The organism is Streptomyces sp. NPDC006385, from assembly GCF_040612485.1.
Lineage (GTDB): Bacteria > Actinomycetota > Actinomycetes > Streptomycetales > Streptomycetaceae > Streptomyces.
Window position 1 is genome coordinate 1 of sequence record NZ_JBEXQG010000117.1, and the last position, 16,026, is coordinate 16,026.

Genomic DNA, 16,026 nt, shown 5'->3' on the forward strand with positions numbered 1-16,026 from the left:
CGTGCGTCACGCCCTCGACGTCGATGCCGCGGGCGGCGACGTCGGTGCAGACGAGCGCCGGGCCATACGCGCGGCAGCAGCCTCTCGGCCAGGGCCCGCTGACCATCGCCGTGCGATTCCCGATGGCCCCCGGACCGAGCCGTTCGCGCTGGGGACGGACCGTGACCTGCCGGGCCGCCCGGCCATTCCCTCCAACATCCCAACCTCCTACGCCTCCTCGGCACCTACTGCCGGCCCCGTGTGCGCCCGGGGCCTGGCGCCGGACATACGGTCCCCTCCGCTGACCTCTGTGCCGACCGCCCGGACTCGCACACCTATCCTACTTAGGAGTTTCTTGGGATCTCCGGCGCCCAGGGAGAGCGGCCTGGAGCTTTCCGCATGAACGTACGATCGGCCGGCCAACACTGACAGGCGACCAAGGCCGTCCTCATGAGGCGGGGAGGGATGCCGGCCATGTGCAGCCTGAGCCGGCGCGGTCGCCCAGGGTGCGCACGCCGCCCCCCGGGTACGGGCTGGGCGGGCCAGATGGGAACGGCACGTACGATGGCGCTTAGGTTTTCGTGGAGGGAGGCGGCCGGATGCGGGGCTTCGGCGAGCTCGAACAGGCGATCATGGACGCGGTGTGGGACGCTCATGCTCCGCTGACGGTGCGCGAGGTGCTGGAGCAGCTCAACGCCGACCGACCGCAGCCGCTGGCGTACAACACGGTGCAGACGGTGATGGAGATCCTGCACCGCAAGGGCTGGCTGTCGCGGGCCAAGGACGGCCGGGCCTTCCGCTACCAGGCCACGAAGAACCGCGAGGAGTACGCCGCCTCGCTCATCGACCAGGTCTGGGAGACCGGCGCGGACCGCACCGCGACACTGGTGAAGCTGTTCGACGAGCTGGACGAGACCGAGGTCGACGAGCTGCGGGCGGCGCTCGCCGCGCGCCGCGAGGGGAGCCGCTCATGAGGGTCGCGATCCTGCTGCTGGGCTACGCGGGCCTGGTCGGCACGCTCACCCCGGTGCTGCTGACCCGTACGGGCTGGACGGCGCGGGCACCGCGGCTGGCGATCTGGGCCTGGCAGGCCCTCACCGCCACGGTCGTCGTCTCGGTCGCGCTCGCCGGGCTCGTCCTGGCCGTGCCCACGGTACCGGTCAGCGGCAACCTGGCCGCCATGCTGCAGGCGTGCGTGATGGCGCTGCGCGCGCAGTACGCCACACCGGGCGGCGCGATGGCGGCCGCGACCGGCACCGTGCTGGCCCTGGCGGTGCTGAGCCGCCTCGGCTGGTGCTTGGGCGCCGCCCTGTGGCGGGCGCGGCGGGAGCGCCGTCGGCACGCCGAGGTGCTGGCGATGGTCGGCCGCGCGCGGCCCGATCTGGGCGTGACCGTGCTGGACGACGACCGCCCGGCGGTGTACTGCCTGCCCGGCACCGGACACCGGATCGTACTGACCTCGGCGGCGCTGGCCGCGCTGGAGCCGCGCGCGCTGGACGCGGTGATCGCCCACGAGCGGGCGCACATCCATCAGCGCCACCACCTCGTCCTGGCCTTCGCGGAGGCGCTGGAGCGGGCCTTCGGGCGCATGGCGCTCTTCCGTACCGCGGCGCAGGAGACGCGGCGGCTGGTGGAGATGGCCGCCGACGACGCGGCCACGGCCCGCACCGATTCGCTCACCCTGGCCGGGGCGCTGGTCGAGCTCGCCGGGGCAGGGGTGCCGACCGCCTCGCTGGCGGCCTCCGGCGGCCAGGTGGCCGGCCGGGTGCGGCGCCTGCTCGGCCCGCAGCGGCCACTGCGCCACGCCGTGGTCTGGGTCGGGGCCCTGGTGGCGGGCGCGGCGCTGGCCCTGCCACTGGTCCTGGCCGCCCAGCCCGCGGTGGCCGCGACCAGCATGACCACCTGCCCGCTGCCCGACGCCCCCGTCGCCCAGCGTTCCGCGTGATCCCCCCGGGTCCAGGCCCGGTCATCTGATAACTTCACCCCATCACCTATGAGACTTAGGTAATGGGGGTGACCCGCATGCCCACGCCCGCCGCGGCCAGGAACCCGCAGGCGGCCCACCGCCGGGACCGGATCGTCCTGTGGACGGCGCTGTTCCTGGGGATCGGGCTGTTCGCCTCCAGTCTGCTCGGCAACATCATGGGCTTCGCCGTGCTGCCCTTCGACCCCCACCACATCTACGGGCAGATCGGCGGCATCGCGCTGGCGCTCTTCGGACTCACCCGGTGGCGCTGACGATCTCGCCACCTCGCCCGCCGCGCGTCGCCGGCTGCGGCCCGCGAGGGGTCTTTGCGCGGCTGCTCGCCGTCGTACTGACGACCCTGGCCTTCGCCCCCCTGCTCTGCGGCGCCGCCATGGCCGCCCAGATACCCGCGGGCATGGCATCGGACCGCCCTGCTGCCCCGCAGGTGAGCATGGCCGGCCACGGCATCTCCACGGCGGGCATGGACGGCCGGGCCGCTTGCGAGGACTGCGCGCGCGAGAACGGCGGGCACTGCGGCAGCGGCCTGCCCGCGGGGATCCACGACGGTTCGGCCCATTCCGGTCCGTGCGCCGCACCGGCCCCGGGGCAGATGGCCGCGGCGGCTGCGCCGGGGCGGGCGGCCACTGCCGCTGTCCGCGGCAGCCCGGCATCCCGGCCACCGGATCTTCATCGGCTGCAGGTACTGCGGATTTAGCACGCCCGGCCGGAGCGCGTCCGCACGCGCCCCGCTCCGGCCTTCGTGCACCGGACGATCCCCAGATCAGCAGCACCGCCGCGCCCTTCGGTGGTGGCGGGAGAAGGACACACACCATGGGTTCCAACGCGAAAGCCAAGGCCGCGGACCGCAAAGCCCGCATCGCGCAGATGCGCCGCGCCGAGCAGGCCCGCGAACGACGCAACCGAATTCTCGCGATCTTCGCCGGCGTCGGCTGGTATCTGCTCGACGCCGCCAACGACAAGGAGAAGGCCCAGGCCGCCCCGGTCAAGGGCGAGAAGACCTGGTCGAACCTGAGCCGCAACCACGTACAGAAGAAGGTCGACTACCCGATGAGCCCGCCTGCGGGCGGCGACCACAACCCGGTCTGGCTCAACTGCGACGCCAAGGTCTACACCAAGGAAGTACCGAACGGGAACGCCGTGCACTCCCTGGAGCACGGCGCGGTGTGGATCACCTACAACGACAAGGCGTCCAAGGCCGACGTCACGTCACTGAGCGCGAAGGTGGCCAAGACCCCGTACTCGTTCCTGAGTCCCTACGCGGACCAGTCCTCGCCGATCACGCTGACCGCCTGGGGCCACCAACTGGGCGTGGACAAGGCGTCCGATTCGCAGGTGAACGAGTTCCTGGACAAGTACGTCCAGGGTGAGCAGACGCCCGAGCCGGGCGCCTCGTGCAGTGGCGGGAGCATGGGATGACCGACGCGACCGACATGGACATGATCGACACCACCCGTACTCCCAGCCGGTGGCTGCCGTACGCCGGGGCGGCCCTCGCCCTGTTGCTGGCCGTCCTCGCCCTGGTGGCGATGACGGCCTCCCGCGCCGACGCCACCGCCCCGGACGCGGACTCGGCGGACGCCGGGTTCGCCCGCGACATGGCCGTGCACCACCAGCAGGCGGTGGAATTGTCGTTCATCGTGCGCGACCGCACCGACGACGAGGACGTACGCCGCCTGGCGTACGACATCATCAACACCCAGGCCAACCAGCGCGGCATGCTCCTCGGACGGCTGGACGCCTGGGGCCTGCCGAAGACCTCGCAGAAGTCGCCGATGGCCTGGATGCACCACGACATGGACTACAAGGCCCACGACGGATCGCTGATGCCGGGCATGGCCACGAACACCGAGATGGACAAGCTGCGCACAGCCGAGGGCAAGGACGCGGAGGTGCTCTACCTGCAGCTGCTGACCGCACACCACCGCGGCGGCATCGACATGGCCCAGGGCGCCGCCGACCTGGCCGAGGACCCGACGGTCGTCCGGCTGGCCCAGGGCATGGTCCTCGGCCAGCAGTCGGAGATGAAGCTCATGGCCGACATGCTCGCCGACCGCCAAGCGAGCGCGCGGCAGTGACCTCCTGCGGCTGGCGCGGCCGGGCAGCCCTGCGGTTGCGGCGCGGGATACGGTGGCCAGCTCGCCGCGTCCGCAGCGCCGCCCCGGTCAGGGCCGCCAGGATCAGCAGGACCGGCGGCGGCGTACAGCAGCAGTCCGGTCGGCGTCCCGGTCTCGAGGCCGGTGCGCAGGCCGGCATGGGTCTGCTGGTGTGCGGTCAGCCCCCGCGAACAGGACCAGGTTCGAGCACCGGGGCGGGACGGCGGCGCGCCACCCGTATACAGCCGACGGCCGGTTGGCCGGCCGACCGCGGCCCGTACCAACGCGGCCACAGTCCCGAGCACGAGGACGAAGCTGAGTGGGCAGCGGCGCCACGCCGAGGTGCCCGGGCATCACCGCGCGCACCGTGGGGCCCGTCGCCGCTCACATCCGCCACGCCGGGTCCTGCACTGTGTTCATGGGCCGTTCATGGGCCCGCGGCCTGCGCGGGGCTTTGGGCCGTCATCGTGCGACCGACCCGGGACCCGCACACCCGGGGGTTTCGGGACGGCCGGTCAGGGACGGACGCCGGAGCAGGGCGTCCGTCCCTGGCCACTCAGTCGGGCGGAGACCGGCGGAGACCGGCTGACGTGCCCAAAGGCAGGCGAACAATGAACGGCATCCTCGACAGCGCATCGACGATGGGAATCAGGACATGACGACGACAAGAGCCTCTGTGGATGCGGCTTCCGCGCCCGCGCCCGCCTCTACGGGGGACGCTGGTGCGGTGGGTGCGAGCCGGGCCTTCTCGCTGCTGCTGGTCATCACCGGGGCGGCCGGACTGCTCGCCGCATGGGTGATCACGTTCGACAAGTTCAAACTGCTCGAAGCGAAGGTGGCCGGGACGACGTTCACCCCTGGCTGCAGCTTCAACCCGGTCGTCTCCTGCGGCAGCGTCATGGAGAGCAAGCAGGCGGCGGTGTTCGGCTTCCCGAACCCGATGCTCGGCCTGGTCGCGTACGGCATCGTGATCTGTGTCGGCGTCAGCCTGCTCACCGGAGCCCGCTTCCCGCGCTGGTACTGGCTCACCTTCAACGCAGGCTGCCTGTTCGGCGTCGGCTTCGTGACCTGGCTGATGTACCAGTCGCTCTACAACATCGGCGCCCTGTGCCTGTGGTGCACCCTGGCCTGGATCGCCACCCTGACCATGTTCTGGTACGTCACCGGTCACAACGTCCGGCACGGTTTCCTGCCCACCCCGGCCGGCGTGAAGGGCTTCGCCGCGGAGTTCCACTGGGCGGTCCCGGTGGTGCACGCCGGGATCATCGGCATGCTGATCCTGACCCGGTGGTGGGACTTCTGGACCAGCTGACCGGGCCCGGCAAGGGGTGTGCTTGCTGCGCCCGGAGGGCTCGGCCAGCTCACCCACCCGGTGGTCCGTCCTCGGCCAGTGCGCGGACGGAGCAGGCCGGGCGCAAGAACGGGATGGGGCGCAGGGGGAGGACGTCCCTCGCGGCCGAGCGGGCCAAGCCCGGCCAATGCGCCCGCTTTCGGCACGGGGCCGGGTCAGGGGGCGGACGGTCTCCGCGGGGTGAGGACGGCCCCGGGCCGGTTCTCGGCGGGGCGGGGGTGCGTGCGGGGCTCGGTTCGGCCTGTCGTAGACTCCACCAGCGAACACCTAAACCGCTTAGTTTTTGCGTGGGTGCACGGCACCCGCATCACCACCATCACCACCCCCTGGGGGTCGTTCACCATGCGTCGACGCACCGTGCTCGCCGCCACGCTCAGCGCAGGCGCGGCACTGACTCTGTCCGCCTGCAGCAACGGCGCCGAGGCCGGGGACAAGCCCGTCGTCTCCGTCGACGGCACCGCTGGCCCGGAGAAGGCCGCGACCGTCCTGGACCAGCCGTTCACCAAGCCGGAGCTGGTCCTCACCGACACCCACGGCAAGAAGTTCGACCTGCGCGAGGAGACCAAGGGCAGGCTCACGCTGCTGTACTTCGGCTACACCCACTGCCCGGACGCCTGCCCACTGACCGTGAGCAACCTCGCGATCGCCTACAAGGACCTGTCGCAGGCGCAACGCGACCAGTTCCGGTTCGTCTTCGTCACCACCGACCCCGAGCGCGACACACCCGCACAGCTCGGCAGGTGGCTGCGCAGCGCCGGGAACACTGACTTCATCGGGCTCAGCGGCAGCTACAAGACCGTCGAGGCCGCGGCGCGCACCGTGGGCGTGGGCATGGCGCCTCCGGTGAAGGGCAAGGACGGCAAGGTCACCGCGACGCACGGCAAGACGGTGCTGGCCTTCTCCGCGAAGGACGACAAGGCGCATGTGATCTACAGCGGTGAGGAGGCCACGGCCGAGGACTACGCCAAGGACCTGCCGAAGCTGATCGAGGGGCGGCTCCCGTGACCGCCCGCCGCACCCTGCCAGCGGCCGTCATCCTCACCGCCACCGGGGTGCTGGCCACCGTCCTCGCGCTGGGCGTGGCCACCGGGCTTGTCACCCGCTCCTTCGGGCCGAGCGGCCCCGACCTCGCCGTCACCGGTGCGTTCATGCCGCAGCCGGTGACCGCAGAGATCGCGGGCGGCTACTTCACGGTGACCAACACCGGGGATGCCGCCGACGAGCTGACCTCGGTCACCAGCGGCCTCTCCGACGACATCACCCTCAATCAGGCCGCCGGCGACGAGATGCGGCAGGCGACGTCCTTGGCGATCCCGGCCCACGGCACGCTCGAACTCGAGCGCGGCGGCAGCCACCTGATGTTCATGCGCCTGGACCACAGACCGGTCGAGGGCGACCACGTGTCTGTGACGCTGCACTTCGCGAAGAGCTCCCCGGTCACGCTGGACGTCCCGGTCGAGGCACCCACCTTCAACCCCGGAGCAGGACCCCGAGCATGAGCAGTGACATCACCCGGCGCCGGCTGCTGGGCACCGTCGGCGCGGCGGGCGCCGCAGGAGTGGCGGCCGGCGCGAGCGGCGGCGTGCTCGGTGCCCGCGCCACCCAGGACGGCCCGACGGCCCTGACCACCATCGGCTCCACCTCCGTCTCCTTCCACGGTCGGCACCAGGCGGGCATCACCACGCCGTTGCAGGCCCGCGGCCACCTGGTCGCCTTCGACCTCGCACCCGGTGCGGACCGAAGGGCGGCTGCCGCGCTGCTGCGCCGCTGGTCCACGGCGGCACAGAGGCTGACGGCCGGGCAGCCGGTGGACGACGACACCGGCGTCGCACTGGACGCCGGCCCGTCCTCGCTGACCGTCACCTTCGGCTTCGGCCGCACCTTCTTTGACCGGACGGGCCTGGAAAAGCAGCGCCCAGAGGCGCTGGAGCCGCTGCCGGACTTCACCTCCGACACGCTCGACCCCAAGCGCAGCAACGGCGACCTGTGGCTGCAGATCGGCGCCGACGACGGCCTGGTGGCCTTCCACGCGCTGCGGGCCGTGCAGAAGGCGGCCAGGGACACGGCCCGGCTGCGCTGGCAGATGAACGGCTTCAACCGCACCCCCGGGGCTACCGAGCGTCCGAGGACGGTCCGCAACCTGATGGGCCAGGTCGACGGCACCAACAACCCCCAGCCGACTGATGCCGACTTCGACCGGCGGATTTTCGTTCCCGCCGACGGGGATCCGGCGTGGATGGCGCACGGCTCGTACGCCGTCGTCCGCCGTATCCGGATGCTGCTGGACGGCTGGGAAAGCCTTTCCCTGGCCGAGCAGGAGAAGGTCATCGGGCGGCGCAAGTCCGACGGCGCCCCGCTGTCCGGGGGCACCGCGACCACCCCGGTGGACCTGAACAAGACCGACGCCGCGGGCAACGCCCTGATCGCGGCCGACGCGCATGTGCGGACCGCGGCGCCGGAGACCAACGGCGGGGCGGCGATGCTGCGCCGCCCGTTCTCCTTCCACGACGGCATCGACGCGGACGGCGTGCCGGACGCCGGGCTGCTGCTCATCGCCTGGCAGGCCGACCCGATCAAGGGCTTCGTACCCGTGCAGCGCAAACTCGACCGCGGAGACGCCCTCTCGGCGTTCATCCGTCACGAGGCCAGCGCGCTGTTCGCCGTCCCGGGCGGGGCGGCGAAGGGCGAGTACGTCGGCCAGCGGCTGCTGGAAGCCTGACAGGCCCGGCGGACCGAGGAGCTGACGATGGATCACACTGGGCACGGCATGACGACGGAACTGCCGCCGTTCACGCTCGGGCGGGGGCTGGAGCTCACCGGCGAGCCGTTCTTCCTGACGGCAAGCCTGCTGGCCCTGGTCCTGTACGGCGGGGCCGTGGCCCGGCTGCGCCGCCGCGGGGACGCCTGGCCCATTGCCCGCACCATCGCTTTTGTGCTGGGCGTGCTGACCGTGGTGCTCGTGACGGGCACCGGGCTGAACGACTACGGCATGGTGCTGTTCAGCGTGCACATGGTGCAGCACATGGTCCTCAGCATGCTGGCGCCGATCCTGCTCCTGCTCGGGGCCCCGGTGACGCTGACGCTGCGCGCCCTGCCGCCTGCGGCTCGTGGGCGCACCGGCCCGCGGGAGCTGCTGGTGCGCCTGCTGCACAGCCGCTACGCACGCGTGATCACCCATCCGGCGTTCACGGTTCCGCTGTTCATCGCCAGCCTGTACGGGCTGTACTTCACGCCGCTGGTCGACCACCTCATGGCCTCCACCGCCGGGCACCTCGCCATGAACGCGCATTTCCTGGCGGTGGGACTGGTCTTCTTCTGGCCGATCATCGGCGTGGACCCGGGCCCGCACCGGCCGGGTTATGTGATGCGGATGCTGGAGCTGTTCGCGGGCATGCCGTTCCACGCCTTCTTCGGCATCGCCCTGATGATGGCCTCCACACCGATGATCGACACCTACGCCGACCCGCCGGCCTCGCTGGGCGTCTCGGCGCTCGCCGACCAGAACGCGGCCGGCGGCATCGCCTGGGCGTTCAGCGAGATCCCGTCCGTGATCGTGCTGATCGCCCTGCTGTTCCAGTGGTACCGCTCCGAACAGAGGCAGGCCCGCCGCCACGACCGCCGGGCCGATCGGGACGGCGACAAGGAACTGGCCGCGTACAACGCCTACCTCGCCTCACTTCACTCCCGGCGCTGACCGGCGGCGCGGGCGCGAGCAGCCGGGTTATGGCGACCGCCTATGGGATGGAGCAGCCGCGCGGCGCCAGCGGCGGGACGCCGAGGTGCCGTGCGTGCGACTGCTCACCGCCCCCAAAGAGGAGAGGGCAACCTGGCTCAGGCCGCGCTCGGCACGGCCACCATGCGGAGCGCGCGCCGTGCCGAGAGTATGGTCAAAACCCCGGAGCCGGAGACGGACCTCAATCGCGGCCATGCCCGCCGAGCGGGTCACATCGCCTCGACCACGACAGGTGAGGAGAGCAATGTCACAAGCCCGAACTCCCTCCGCCGCACCGGCCCCTGCACGGTGGGTCCCGCAGGTCCGGCTCGGCTGGGAGACGCGGAACGCTCGATGGTGGCTCTGGGGCGCGGCCGGGACCGTGGTGGTCGTGACCGGCCCGGCGATGGCGGTGTGGGGCATGTTTCCCGTGAATCTCCACGGGCCGGGCCACTTCGCCGGGATCATGGCCCCGACCTGCGGGCTCACCCGAGCGGTCGTGGCGGTCTTCCGCGGGGATGTGGCGATGGCCTGGCGCTACAACCCGCTCGGGCTGCTGGTCGCCTTCACCTCGGTCGCTGTCCTCGCCCGCCTGGTAGCCGGAACTGTCACAGGCCGCTGGCCGGTGCTGCGCGTACGGCCGGGCCGAGCGGGATGGATCATCCTCGCTCTGGCCCTGGTGGCCCTGGCAATCCGTCAGCAGAGCCAGGCAGAACTGCTGATGACCACGGGACTGCACTGACCGCGCGCAACCGCACCCCGAGCCCGGCCACGGTCCCCGGCAGGGCCGTACTTCAAGGTGCCCCGGTCTGCCGGTGCGGTTCCCCGGGAAGTATCACCGGGAGGGAAGGCACGGAGCCCCCTTGCGCCGATCGCCACCTTCTGCGGCAACTGCGACTGCGGGTGTCCGCAGCTGTTCGTCGACCCGGCAGCTCCCGCGGAACGCCGCGTCGTCATCACGGACGACTTCGGGCAGCGCGTGCAGATGAGCGCCGACCAGTTCGCCTCGCTGGTCGCCGAGGCCAAGACGGGCACCCTGGACAGCGTGGCCACCGCCTGACCACCACGCGACGGCCCGGCCTCCCGGTCGGTCGCTGGGCACGAGGTGTATCCGCCCCTGTCAAGGGGTCGGGCCGCGTCCGCAGCAAGTTCCGGAGTTCACCTGTGCCGTGATGCGAGCGGTTGTTCCATGGCGCAGGCGTCAGCGACGGGCAGGACGGGGGAGACCCTGGGGGGCCGGCCAGCCAGTCCTCGGTGAAGTGCCGGTAGTTCGCCGGGCTGCGGCCCAGGGTGCAGATCAGTCCGAGGCCGGTGTACTCGCGCAGTGTCCTGACCGGCGCCCCGGTTCGGCGGGACAGCTCGCCGGCCGTCATCGGCCGTGCCCGTTTCCCACTCATGATCCGATCCTTCCCGGATGTTCAGCTGGCGCAGCAGGACAGCTTGGTGACGTCGCGGGTATAGGTCTGGGCGGCCAGCTTGAGCCCTTCGGCCATAGTCAGGTACGGGCACCACAGGTCGGCGATCTGCTGCACCGTCATCTCATTGGCCAATGCGTACACGGCGGCTGCGATGACGTCTCCGGCGCCGTCGGCCAGGACGTGCGCCCCGAGAAGGCGGCCGGTGGCGGCGTCGGCGACGAGTTTGATCAGGCCGCGGGTGTCGCGGTTGACCAGTGCGCGGGGCACGTACCCCAGAGGCAGGACGCGGCAGTCGCACGTGTAGCCCTGGGCGATGGCTTCGGCGTCTGTCAGGCCGGCGGAGGCGATGGCCGGGGTGGTGAAGGTGACCCGCGGCAGGTGGTGGTAGTCCACCGTACGGGCCGCGCCGTCGAAGGCGTTGTCGGCGATCAGGGCGCCGTGGGCGGAGGCGACGTACACGAACTGGGGGTGTCCGGTGACGTCCCCGGCCGCCCAGATCCGCGGGTTGGCCGTGCGCAGGTGCTCATCGACGACGATTTCGCCGCGCTCGCTGGTTTCAATCCCGACCGCTTCCAGGTCGAGGCCGTCGGTGACTGGGCGGCGGCCGGTGGCCACCAGCAGTTCGGCGGCGCGCAGCTGAAGCTCGCGGCCGTCGCCGGTGCGGGTGGTGGCCACGATCTTGTCGGCGTCCCGGCGCACCGCGGTCAGGCGGGTGCGGGTGTGGACGGTGATGCCCTCATCGGCGAAGACGTCCTGAAGGGCGGCGGAGATCTCGGGTTCCTCGCCGGAGGTCAGGCGGCTGCGCGCGATCACGGCGACCTTGCTGCCCAGGCGGGCAAAGAGCTGGGCCTGCTCCAGGCCGACGTACCCGGCGCCCAGCACCAGCAGGCTCTTAGGCAGTACGTCCAGGTCCATGGCGGTGGTGGAGGTCAGGTAGCCGGTCTCCTCCAGGCCCTCGATGGGCGGCGCCCACGGCGTCGACCCGGTGGCGATCAGGTAGTGGGCGGCCTCGATCCGGCGGCTTTCGCCGTCCCTCAATGCCACCTCCAGAGTGGGGTTGTCCCGGTCACCGGTGAAGCGGGCGGTGCCAGGCAAGATGTCCCAGCCGTACTCGGCGGCCAGGTCGGTGTACTTCTCCGCCCGCATCTGCTCGACCAGCTTGTCCTTGCCGCCGATCAGTGCATCGAAGTCCACCGGCCCGGCCTCGGTCCGTATCCCGGGGAAACGTCGCCCCTCGAGCGCGCTGCGGCGGGCCTCGGCGGCGGCCAGCAGCGCCTTGGACGGCACGCAGCCGGTGTTCACGCAGGTGCCGCCGGTCGTGGCGCGCTCGACCATCACCACCGAGCGACCCTTGCGCCGTGCGGCGATCGCGGCGGCGAACGCCCCGCCGCCGGAGCCGATGACCACCAGGTCGTAGGTGTCGTTCGCTGTGCTCACCGCAGCACCTCCTGCGTGCGGGCCCGCGTGACCGGGACCGCTTCTATGCGCCTTGCCAAATATCTCGCTGCCACCATACTATGCGGCCAGGCGAATAGTTCCAGTTGCGAGGCCCCATGCCCGACCGCGTCACTGCCCCCGTCCCTTCCACCCGGGAGGGCATGCCGGAGGTGCCGTGTACCCACCTGGACACGGTGGCGAAGTTCCTGCGCGCCCTGTCGGATCCCACCCGGCTGAAGCTGCTGGAGTACATCCTTCGCGGCGAGCGGACCTCCGCCGACTGCGTCGAATACGCCGGCATCTCCCAGCCGCGAGTCTCGGTGCACCTGTCCTGTCTTACCGACTGCGGCTACGTCACCGCCCGCCGTGACGGCAAGAAGTTGCGCTACTCCGTCGGCGACCCGCGCGTCGCCGACCTGATCGTCCTGGCCCGCTCGCTGGCCGCGGACAACGCCACTGCCCTGACCTGCTGCACCCGCATCCCGGACAGCCAGGGCTGAAGCGCAGCCCTCTGGCGCCGGCATGGCCGCCCCGGCGTCGGCGCCACCCTGATGATCGCCTGCTGCGCCGGGCCCGCCCTCATCGCTGCCGGCGCGCCCGGCGCACGCTGATCGACTGGCGCGAGTTGCGCTACGACCGCCTCCGGGCCGCTGAACGGTCAGTCGTGAGCGGCGACGAGGTGGTCGAGGCGGGCGTCGGGGAACTCGCGCCGGAAGGAGTCGGCCTGCCAGCGGCCGCGGAAGAGGGCCAGCCGGGCCTTGTCGCGGACGCGGGTGAGTGCCTCGCCCCTGATCGGGGAGCGGGTGAGCGCCTCGGCGCCGGCCGCGTCGGTGGCCAGCGCGAGGTGGTACGGCAGCGGCTCCAGCCTGATGGGGGCGGAGAACTCGCCCGTCATCCGGGCGGTGACGACCTCGAACTGCATCGGGCCGACCGCGGCCAGGACGGGGGCTTGTTCGCCGCGGAGCTCGGAGACGAGAACCTGTATCACGCCCTCCTCGTCGAGTTGGGCGATGCCGCGCCGGAACTGCTTGGTGCGGGTGATGTCGACGGGCCGGGCGACGGCGAAGTGCTCGGGCGCGAGGGTGGGCATCGGCGGGAAGGCGGCGGCCTGTCCGGTGTAGAGGGTGTCGCCCACCCGCAGGGTGTGGGCGTTGACCAGGCCGACCACATCGCCGGGGTAGGCGATGTCGACGGTGGAGCGGTGCTGCCCGAAGAGGCTGTGCGCGTACTTGGTGGCGAACGGTCTGCCGGTGGCGGCGCGCGTGAGGGTCATGCCGCGTTCGAAGACGCCGGAGCACACCCGTATGAAGGCGATCCGGTCTCGGTGCGCGGGGTCCATGTTCGCCTGCACCTTGAACACCAGCCCCGCGAACGGCGCGTCGACGGGACGGATACGGCCGCCCGCCAGCTCCCGCGGCCCCGGGGGCGGGGCGAGGTCGACGACGGCCTCCAGCAGCAGCCGTACGCCGATGTTGGAGATCGCCGCGCCGAAGAACACGGGCGTGCTCCGGCCCGCCAGGAACGCCTCCTGATCGTGCGTGGCGCCGGCGGCCCGCAGCAACTCCAGTTCCTCCACCGCCTGGTCCCAGACCGGGCCCTCCTCGGCCGCCGCCCGCTCGGCCGAGACCGCCTCCTCGCTGGCCTCGTGGGCGCCGCCGGGGGTGCGGGCGTAGCGCAGCATCCTCCCGGGCGTTCGTACGTCGATCAGCCCGCGCAGATTTCCCGCGTCCCCGACCGGCCAGACGACGGGCGTGGGCCTGAGGCGGAACTCGCGCTCGATCTCGTCCAGCAGCTGCAGCGCCTCGCGGCCGGGCCGGTCCCACTTGTTGACGAAGGTGATCACGGGGATGCCGCGGTGGCGGCAGACGTCGAAGAGCTTGCGGGTCTGCTCCTCCAGGCCCTTGGCCGCGTCGATGAGCATCACCGCGCAGTCCACCGCGGCCAGGACGCGGTAGGTGTCCTCGGAGAAGTCCGCGTGGCCGGGGGTGTCCAGAAGGTTGAGCACGCACCCGCGGTGGGTGAACTGCAGCACGGCGGCGGTGACCGAGATGCCGCGCTCCTTCTCCATCTCCGTCCAGTCCGAGGCCACCGGGCGCCGCCCGGCCTTGCCGTGCACCGCGCCCGCCCTGGTGATGGCGTGCGCGTGCAGGGCGAGCGCCTCGGTCAGCGTGGACTTGCCCGCGTCCGGATGGCTGATCACCGCGAACGTGCGCCGCCGCGCCGCCTCATGGGCCGCCGCTCCTCTGCCGCCCGGCATCACCGCACCGCCTCCACGCCCGCACGGGCAGCCGCCGCACCGTCACGAGCCGGGCGAGGCGGCCGTGCGAAGAGCGGACGATGTCCTGCGCCGACGCCGGCTCCCGGCACGGGTCTTCGTACCGTGCAGCAGCCTCGCCCCGGGACGTACGCCATGCCACCAGTTCCTCGTGTCTACTCGTCAGTCTCCGGCAACGGCGTTCCTACACCCAGGGCTTCCTCCAGGACGTCCGGCCTGCTGGTCCAAGCCCTGGCCGCAGCCTGGTCCGCGGGTCGGTGCGCTGCCGGTGCTCACGCCTTCTCTGCGGCGACGCCTGTGACGATGGGGTAGAAGTCCTTGTAGGTGAGGGGGCCGATGGACAGGGCGGCCACGCGGCCCTGCCTGTCCAGGACATAGGTGGTGGGTACGGCACGCGCGGCCAGGTTCTTGAAGCCGACGAGGGTGCGGCTGTCGGGGTCGTAGATGCTGGGGTAGGTGATGCCGAAGTTGCGCTCGAAGGCCTTCGCCGCTGTCTTGTTGTCGCGGATGTCGATGCCGAGGAAGCGCACCCCCAGCGGCTCGGTCTTCTCGGCGAGCTTCCTGAGCTCGGGGGCCTCTTTCCGGCATGGCGCGCACCACGAGCCCCAGATGTTGATCACCACTGCCTGGCCGCGCATGTCGGCGATGTCGACCTGCTCGCCGTCCAGGGTGGTGCCTTTCAGGGCGGGGGTCACGGTGCGCTCGCCGGGCTGGAAGTACTGTGAGGAGCTGCCTTTCGCCGCCCCCAGGGATCCGGCGCTGTCGCCCTTCTGCTGGGTGCCGCAGGCGGTGAGGGTTCCGGCGGCCAGGGCCAGCAGCCCGGTGACGGCCGCGCGCCGCGAAGGTCCCGCCGGGCGGGGGCCGGTGGGGGACCGTCGCGGGTGTATGTCCGATATGCCGTTCAGCGTGGATCGTCCTTCTGGAGGCGGACCGCATCGGTGGGCTGTCCGGCTGCGCGGAGGTCCAGCTCGTGGTGGAGCAGCTGGACTTCTTCGCGCAGCCGCCGGATCTGCTCGTCCGTGCTGTCGGACACGGCGGTCTGCGCGGTGTTCCCGGCGTCCGTGGTGGAGTGGCAGGACGTCTGTCCGGACTGGGTCTGCTGCGGCATCATGTGGCAGCCGCGGCCCTTCATCATGGGCCGGACGCAGAAGACGTACGTGAGCGCGCCCGCGGCCGCGGTGGCCAGCAGGGGCAGCAGGTAGGCACTCATCGGGTGTGTTCCGCCGGGGCGTCGGACTGGGTGCCCATCCGCTCGCGCAGGTCCTCGACCTCCTTGCGCAGGCGGGCCAGCTCCTGCTGGCGCGGGTCGGCTTCGGCGGCGGGGGTCTGGGCGGTGTCGGTGGTCTTGCGGCCGGACCGCATCATGAACCACATCATCGCGCCCATGCCCACCGGACAGGCCAGGATGGGAAGGTAGTTGAGAAATTCGCGCACGGTGGACTCCTTCAGTGTTCGGTGCGAGCCGGTTCGCTCGCGTCAGCGGCGGGTGTGGCCTTTTCCAGGGCGCGGCGCAGGCGGCGTTCGGAGAGCCGCCCGTAGGAGAAGGGGACGCCGTCGAGGAGGATGCCGGGAGCGAAGAGCACCCCGGCGAGCATCCCGAGCCGCTGTCCCTCCTCGCTGTTCAGGTCGATCTCGGTAATGGTCAGCGGGTGGTCGGCGCCGACCTTGGCCAGGACTTCCTTGGCGTGCTCGCACAGGGTGCAGTCGGCCTGGGTGAGCAGCGTGATCTGCCGGGTACTCATGCCTGCCGCCCCGCCTTGAGGTCGGTCAGGAG

General features: G+C 71.5%; 21 protein-coding genes. 14 read left to right on the plus strand and 7 right to left on the minus strand.

Annotated features, from left to right (window positions below; translation table 11 throughout):
* Window positions 1–578 precede the first annotated feature (578 nt).
* From ABZ078_RS42275 to ABZ078_RS42335, 13 genes are all read left to right on the plus strand, one after another.
* Window positions 579–953 carry a BlaI/MecI/CopY family transcriptional regulator gene (locus tag ABZ078_RS42275; protein WP_356583856.1) on the plus strand — a complete coding sequence of 125 codons (375 nt, stop codon included), beginning with the start codon at window positions 579–581 and terminating at the stop codon, window positions 951–953.
* Entirely contained in the window at window positions 950–1,924 is a 975-nt protein-coding gene (locus ABZ078_RS42280) for a M56 family metallopeptidase (RefSeq protein WP_356583857.1), read from the plus strand. Before ABZ078_RS42275 ends, ABZ078_RS42280 begins: the two co-directional genes overlap by 4 nt.
* Before the next feature lie 77 nt (window positions 1,925–2,001).
* The gene (locus ABZ078_RS42285; RefSeq protein WP_356583858.1) at window positions 2,002–2,217 is read left to right on the plus strand and encodes a hypothetical protein; all 216 of its coding nucleotides are present in this window, start codon (window positions 2,002–2,004) and stop codon (window positions 2,215–2,217) included.
* Window positions 2,208–2,660, plus strand: a complete 453-nt coding sequence (locus tag ABZ078_RS42290; RefSeq protein ID WP_356583859.1) for a hypothetical protein — start codon at window positions 2,208–2,210, stop codon at window positions 2,658–2,660. The genes ABZ078_RS42285 and ABZ078_RS42290 overlap by 10 nt, the downstream gene beginning before the upstream one ends.
* 116 nt (window positions 2,661–2,776) lie before the next feature.
* A complete protein-coding gene (locus ABZ078_RS42295) occupies window positions 2,777–3,382 on the plus strand; it encodes a DUF3105 domain-containing protein (RefSeq protein ID WP_356583860.1) in 606 nt (201 codons plus the stop codon).
* Window positions 3,379–4,041 carry a DUF305 domain-containing protein gene (locus tag ABZ078_RS42300; protein WP_356583861.1) on the plus strand — a complete coding sequence of 221 codons (663 nt, stop codon included), beginning with the start codon at window positions 3,379–3,381 and terminating at the stop codon, window positions 4,039–4,041. The genes ABZ078_RS42295 and ABZ078_RS42300 overlap by 4 nt, the downstream gene beginning before the upstream one ends.
* Window positions 4,042–4,714: 673 nt before the next feature.
* A complete protein-coding gene (locus ABZ078_RS42305; protein WP_356583862.1) occupies window positions 4,715–5,371 on the plus strand; it encodes a vitamin K epoxide reductase family protein in 657 nt (218 codons plus the stop codon).
* Window positions 5,372–5,752: 381 nt separating this feature from the next.
* Window positions 5,753–6,415, plus strand: coding sequence for an SCO family protein (locus ABZ078_RS42310; RefSeq protein ID WP_356583875.1), 663 nt, complete (start codon window positions 5,753–5,755; stop codon window positions 6,413–6,415).
* On the plus strand, window positions 6,412–6,909 hold the full coding sequence (locus tag ABZ078_RS42315) for a copper chaperone PCu(A)C (RefSeq protein WP_356583863.1): 498 nt from the start codon (window positions 6,412–6,414) through the stop codon (window positions 6,907–6,909). The genes ABZ078_RS42310 and ABZ078_RS42315 overlap by 4 nt, the downstream gene beginning before the upstream one ends.
* Complete coding sequence (gene efeB, locus ABZ078_RS42320) at window positions 6,906–8,129, plus strand: iron uptake transporter deferrochelatase/peroxidase subunit (RefSeq protein WP_356583864.1); 1,224 nt, start codon at window positions 6,906–6,908, stop codon at window positions 8,127–8,129. Before ABZ078_RS42315 ends, efeB begins: the two co-directional genes overlap by 4 nt.
* A gap of 27 nt (window positions 8,130–8,156) precedes the next feature.
* On the plus strand, window positions 8,157–9,104 hold the full coding sequence (locus ABZ078_RS42325) for a cytochrome c oxidase assembly protein (protein WP_356583865.1): 948 nt from the start codon (window positions 8,157–8,159) through the stop codon (window positions 9,102–9,104).
* A gap of 409 nt (window positions 9,105–9,513) precedes the next feature.
* On the plus strand, window positions 9,514–9,864 hold the full coding sequence (locus ABZ078_RS42330; protein WP_356583866.1) for a DUF2752 domain-containing protein: 351 nt from the start codon (window positions 9,514–9,516) through the stop codon (window positions 9,862–9,864).
* Window positions 9,865–9,921: 57 nt separating this feature from the next.
* Entirely contained in the window at window positions 9,922–10,182 is a 261-nt protein-coding gene (locus ABZ078_RS42335) for a hypothetical protein (RefSeq protein ID WP_356583867.1), read from the plus strand.
* Here the strand turns inward: ABZ078_RS42335 and ABZ078_RS42340 are convergent.
* Together ABZ078_RS42340 and merA are read right to left on the minus strand one after the other, a co-directional pair.
* A complete protein-coding gene (locus tag ABZ078_RS42340; protein WP_356583868.1) occupies window positions 10,079–10,519 on the minus strand; it encodes a MerR family transcriptional regulator in 441 nt (146 codons plus the stop codon). The genes ABZ078_RS42335 and ABZ078_RS42340 overlap by 104 nt on opposite strands.
* A 21-nt stretch (window positions 10,520–10,540) precedes the next feature.
* Complete coding sequence (merA, locus tag ABZ078_RS42345; protein WP_356583869.1) at window positions 10,541–11,977, minus strand: mercury(II) reductase; 1,437 nt, start codon at window positions 11,975–11,977, stop codon at window positions 10,541–10,543.
* A 161-nt stretch (window positions 11,978–12,138) separates the two neighbouring features.
* On the opposite strand from merA, the gene ABZ078_RS42350 reads away from it, so the two are divergent.
* On the plus strand, window positions 12,139–12,477 hold the full coding sequence (locus ABZ078_RS42350) for a metalloregulator ArsR/SmtB family transcription factor (protein WP_356583870.1): 339 nt from the start codon (window positions 12,139–12,141) through the stop codon (window positions 12,475–12,477).
* Window positions 12,478–12,635: 158 nt separating this feature from the next.
* Here the strand turns inward: ABZ078_RS42350 and ABZ078_RS42355 are convergent, their stop codons facing one another.
* The 5 genes from ABZ078_RS42355 to ABZ078_RS42375 form a co-directional block, all read right to left on the minus strand.
* Complete coding sequence (locus ABZ078_RS42355; RefSeq protein ID WP_356583871.1) at window positions 12,636–14,234, minus strand: peptide chain release factor 3; 1,599 nt, start codon at window positions 14,232–14,234, stop codon at window positions 12,636–12,638.
* A 290-nt stretch (window positions 14,235–14,524) separates the two neighbouring features.
* The gene (locus tag ABZ078_RS42360; protein WP_356583872.1) at window positions 14,525–14,947 is read right to left on the minus strand and encodes a TlpA disulfide reductase family protein; all 423 of its coding nucleotides are present in this window, start codon (window positions 14,945–14,947) and stop codon (window positions 14,525–14,527) included.
* A 206-nt stretch (window positions 14,948–15,153) separates the two neighbouring features.
* The gene (locus tag ABZ078_RS42365) at window positions 15,154–15,462 is read right to left on the minus strand and encodes a hypothetical protein (RefSeq protein ID WP_356583873.1); all 309 of its coding nucleotides are present in this window, start codon (window positions 15,460–15,462) and stop codon (window positions 15,154–15,156) included.
* Complete coding sequence (locus ABZ078_RS42370) at window positions 15,459–15,686, minus strand: hypothetical protein (protein WP_356583874.1); 228 nt, start codon at window positions 15,684–15,686, stop codon at window positions 15,459–15,461. The genes ABZ078_RS42365 and ABZ078_RS42370 overlap by 4 nt, the downstream gene beginning before the upstream one ends.
* Window positions 15,687–15,697: 11 nt before the next feature.
* Window positions 15,698–15,994, minus strand: coding sequence for a glutaredoxin family protein (locus ABZ078_RS42375; RefSeq protein WP_356583876.1), 297 nt, complete (start codon window positions 15,992–15,994; stop codon window positions 15,698–15,700).
* Window positions 15,995–16,026: the final 32 nt, after the last annotated feature.

Excerpts from the sequence above, each read along its gene's own strand:
- ABZ078_RS42355 (WP_356583871.1), bottom strand. The coding sequence starts at position 14,234 with ATGCCGGGCGGCAGAGGAGCGGCGGCCCATGAGGCGGCGCGGCGGCGC.
- ABZ078_RS42365 (WP_356583873.1), bottom strand. The coding sequence starts at position 15,462 with ATGAGTGCCTACCTGCTGCCCCTGCTGGCCACCGCGGCCGCGGGCGCG.
- ABZ078_RS42305 (WP_356583862.1), top strand. The coding sequence starts at position 4,715 with ATGACGACGACAAGAGCCTCTGTGGATGCGGCTTCCGCGCCCGCGCCC.
- efeB (WP_356583864.1), top strand. The coding sequence starts at position 6,906 with ATGAGCAGTGACATCACCCGGCGCCGGCTGCTGGGCACCGTCGGCGCG.
- ABZ078_RS42350 (WP_356583870.1), top strand. The coding sequence starts at position 12,139 with ATGCCGGAGGTGCCGTGTACCCACCTGGACACGGTGGCGAAGTTCCTG.
- ABZ078_RS42275 (WP_356583856.1), top strand. The coding sequence starts at position 579 with ATGCGGGGCTTCGGCGAGCTCGAACAGGCGATCATGGACGCGGTGTGG.
- ABZ078_RS42285 (WP_356583858.1), top strand. The coding sequence starts at position 2,002 with ATGCCCACGCCCGCCGCGGCCAGGAACCCGCAGGCGGCCCACCGCCGG.
- ABZ078_RS42295 (WP_356583860.1), top strand. The coding sequence starts at position 2,777 with ATGGGTTCCAACGCGAAAGCCAAGGCCGCGGACCGCAAAGCCCGCATC.
- ABZ078_RS42280 (WP_356583857.1), top strand. The coding sequence starts at position 950 with ATGAGGGTCGCGATCCTGCTGCTGGGCTACGCGGGCCTGGTCGGCACG.
- ABZ078_RS42325 (WP_356583865.1), top strand. The coding sequence starts at position 8,157 with ATGGATCACACTGGGCACGGCATGACGACGGAACTGCCGCCGTTCACG.
- ABZ078_RS42375 (WP_356583876.1), bottom strand. The coding sequence starts at position 15,994 with ATGAGTACCCGGCAGATCACGCTGCTCACCCAGGCCGACTGCACCCTG.
- ABZ078_RS42310 (WP_356583875.1), top strand. The coding sequence starts at position 5,753 with ATGCGTCGACGCACCGTGCTCGCCGCCACGCTCAGCGCAGGCGCGGCA.
- ABZ078_RS42300 (WP_356583861.1), top strand. The coding sequence starts at position 3,379 with ATGACCGACGCGACCGACATGGACATGATCGACACCACCCGTACTCCC.
- ABZ078_RS42340 (WP_356583868.1), bottom strand. The coding sequence starts at position 10,519 with ATGAGTGGGAAACGGGCACGGCCGATGACGGCCGGCGAGCTGTCCCGC.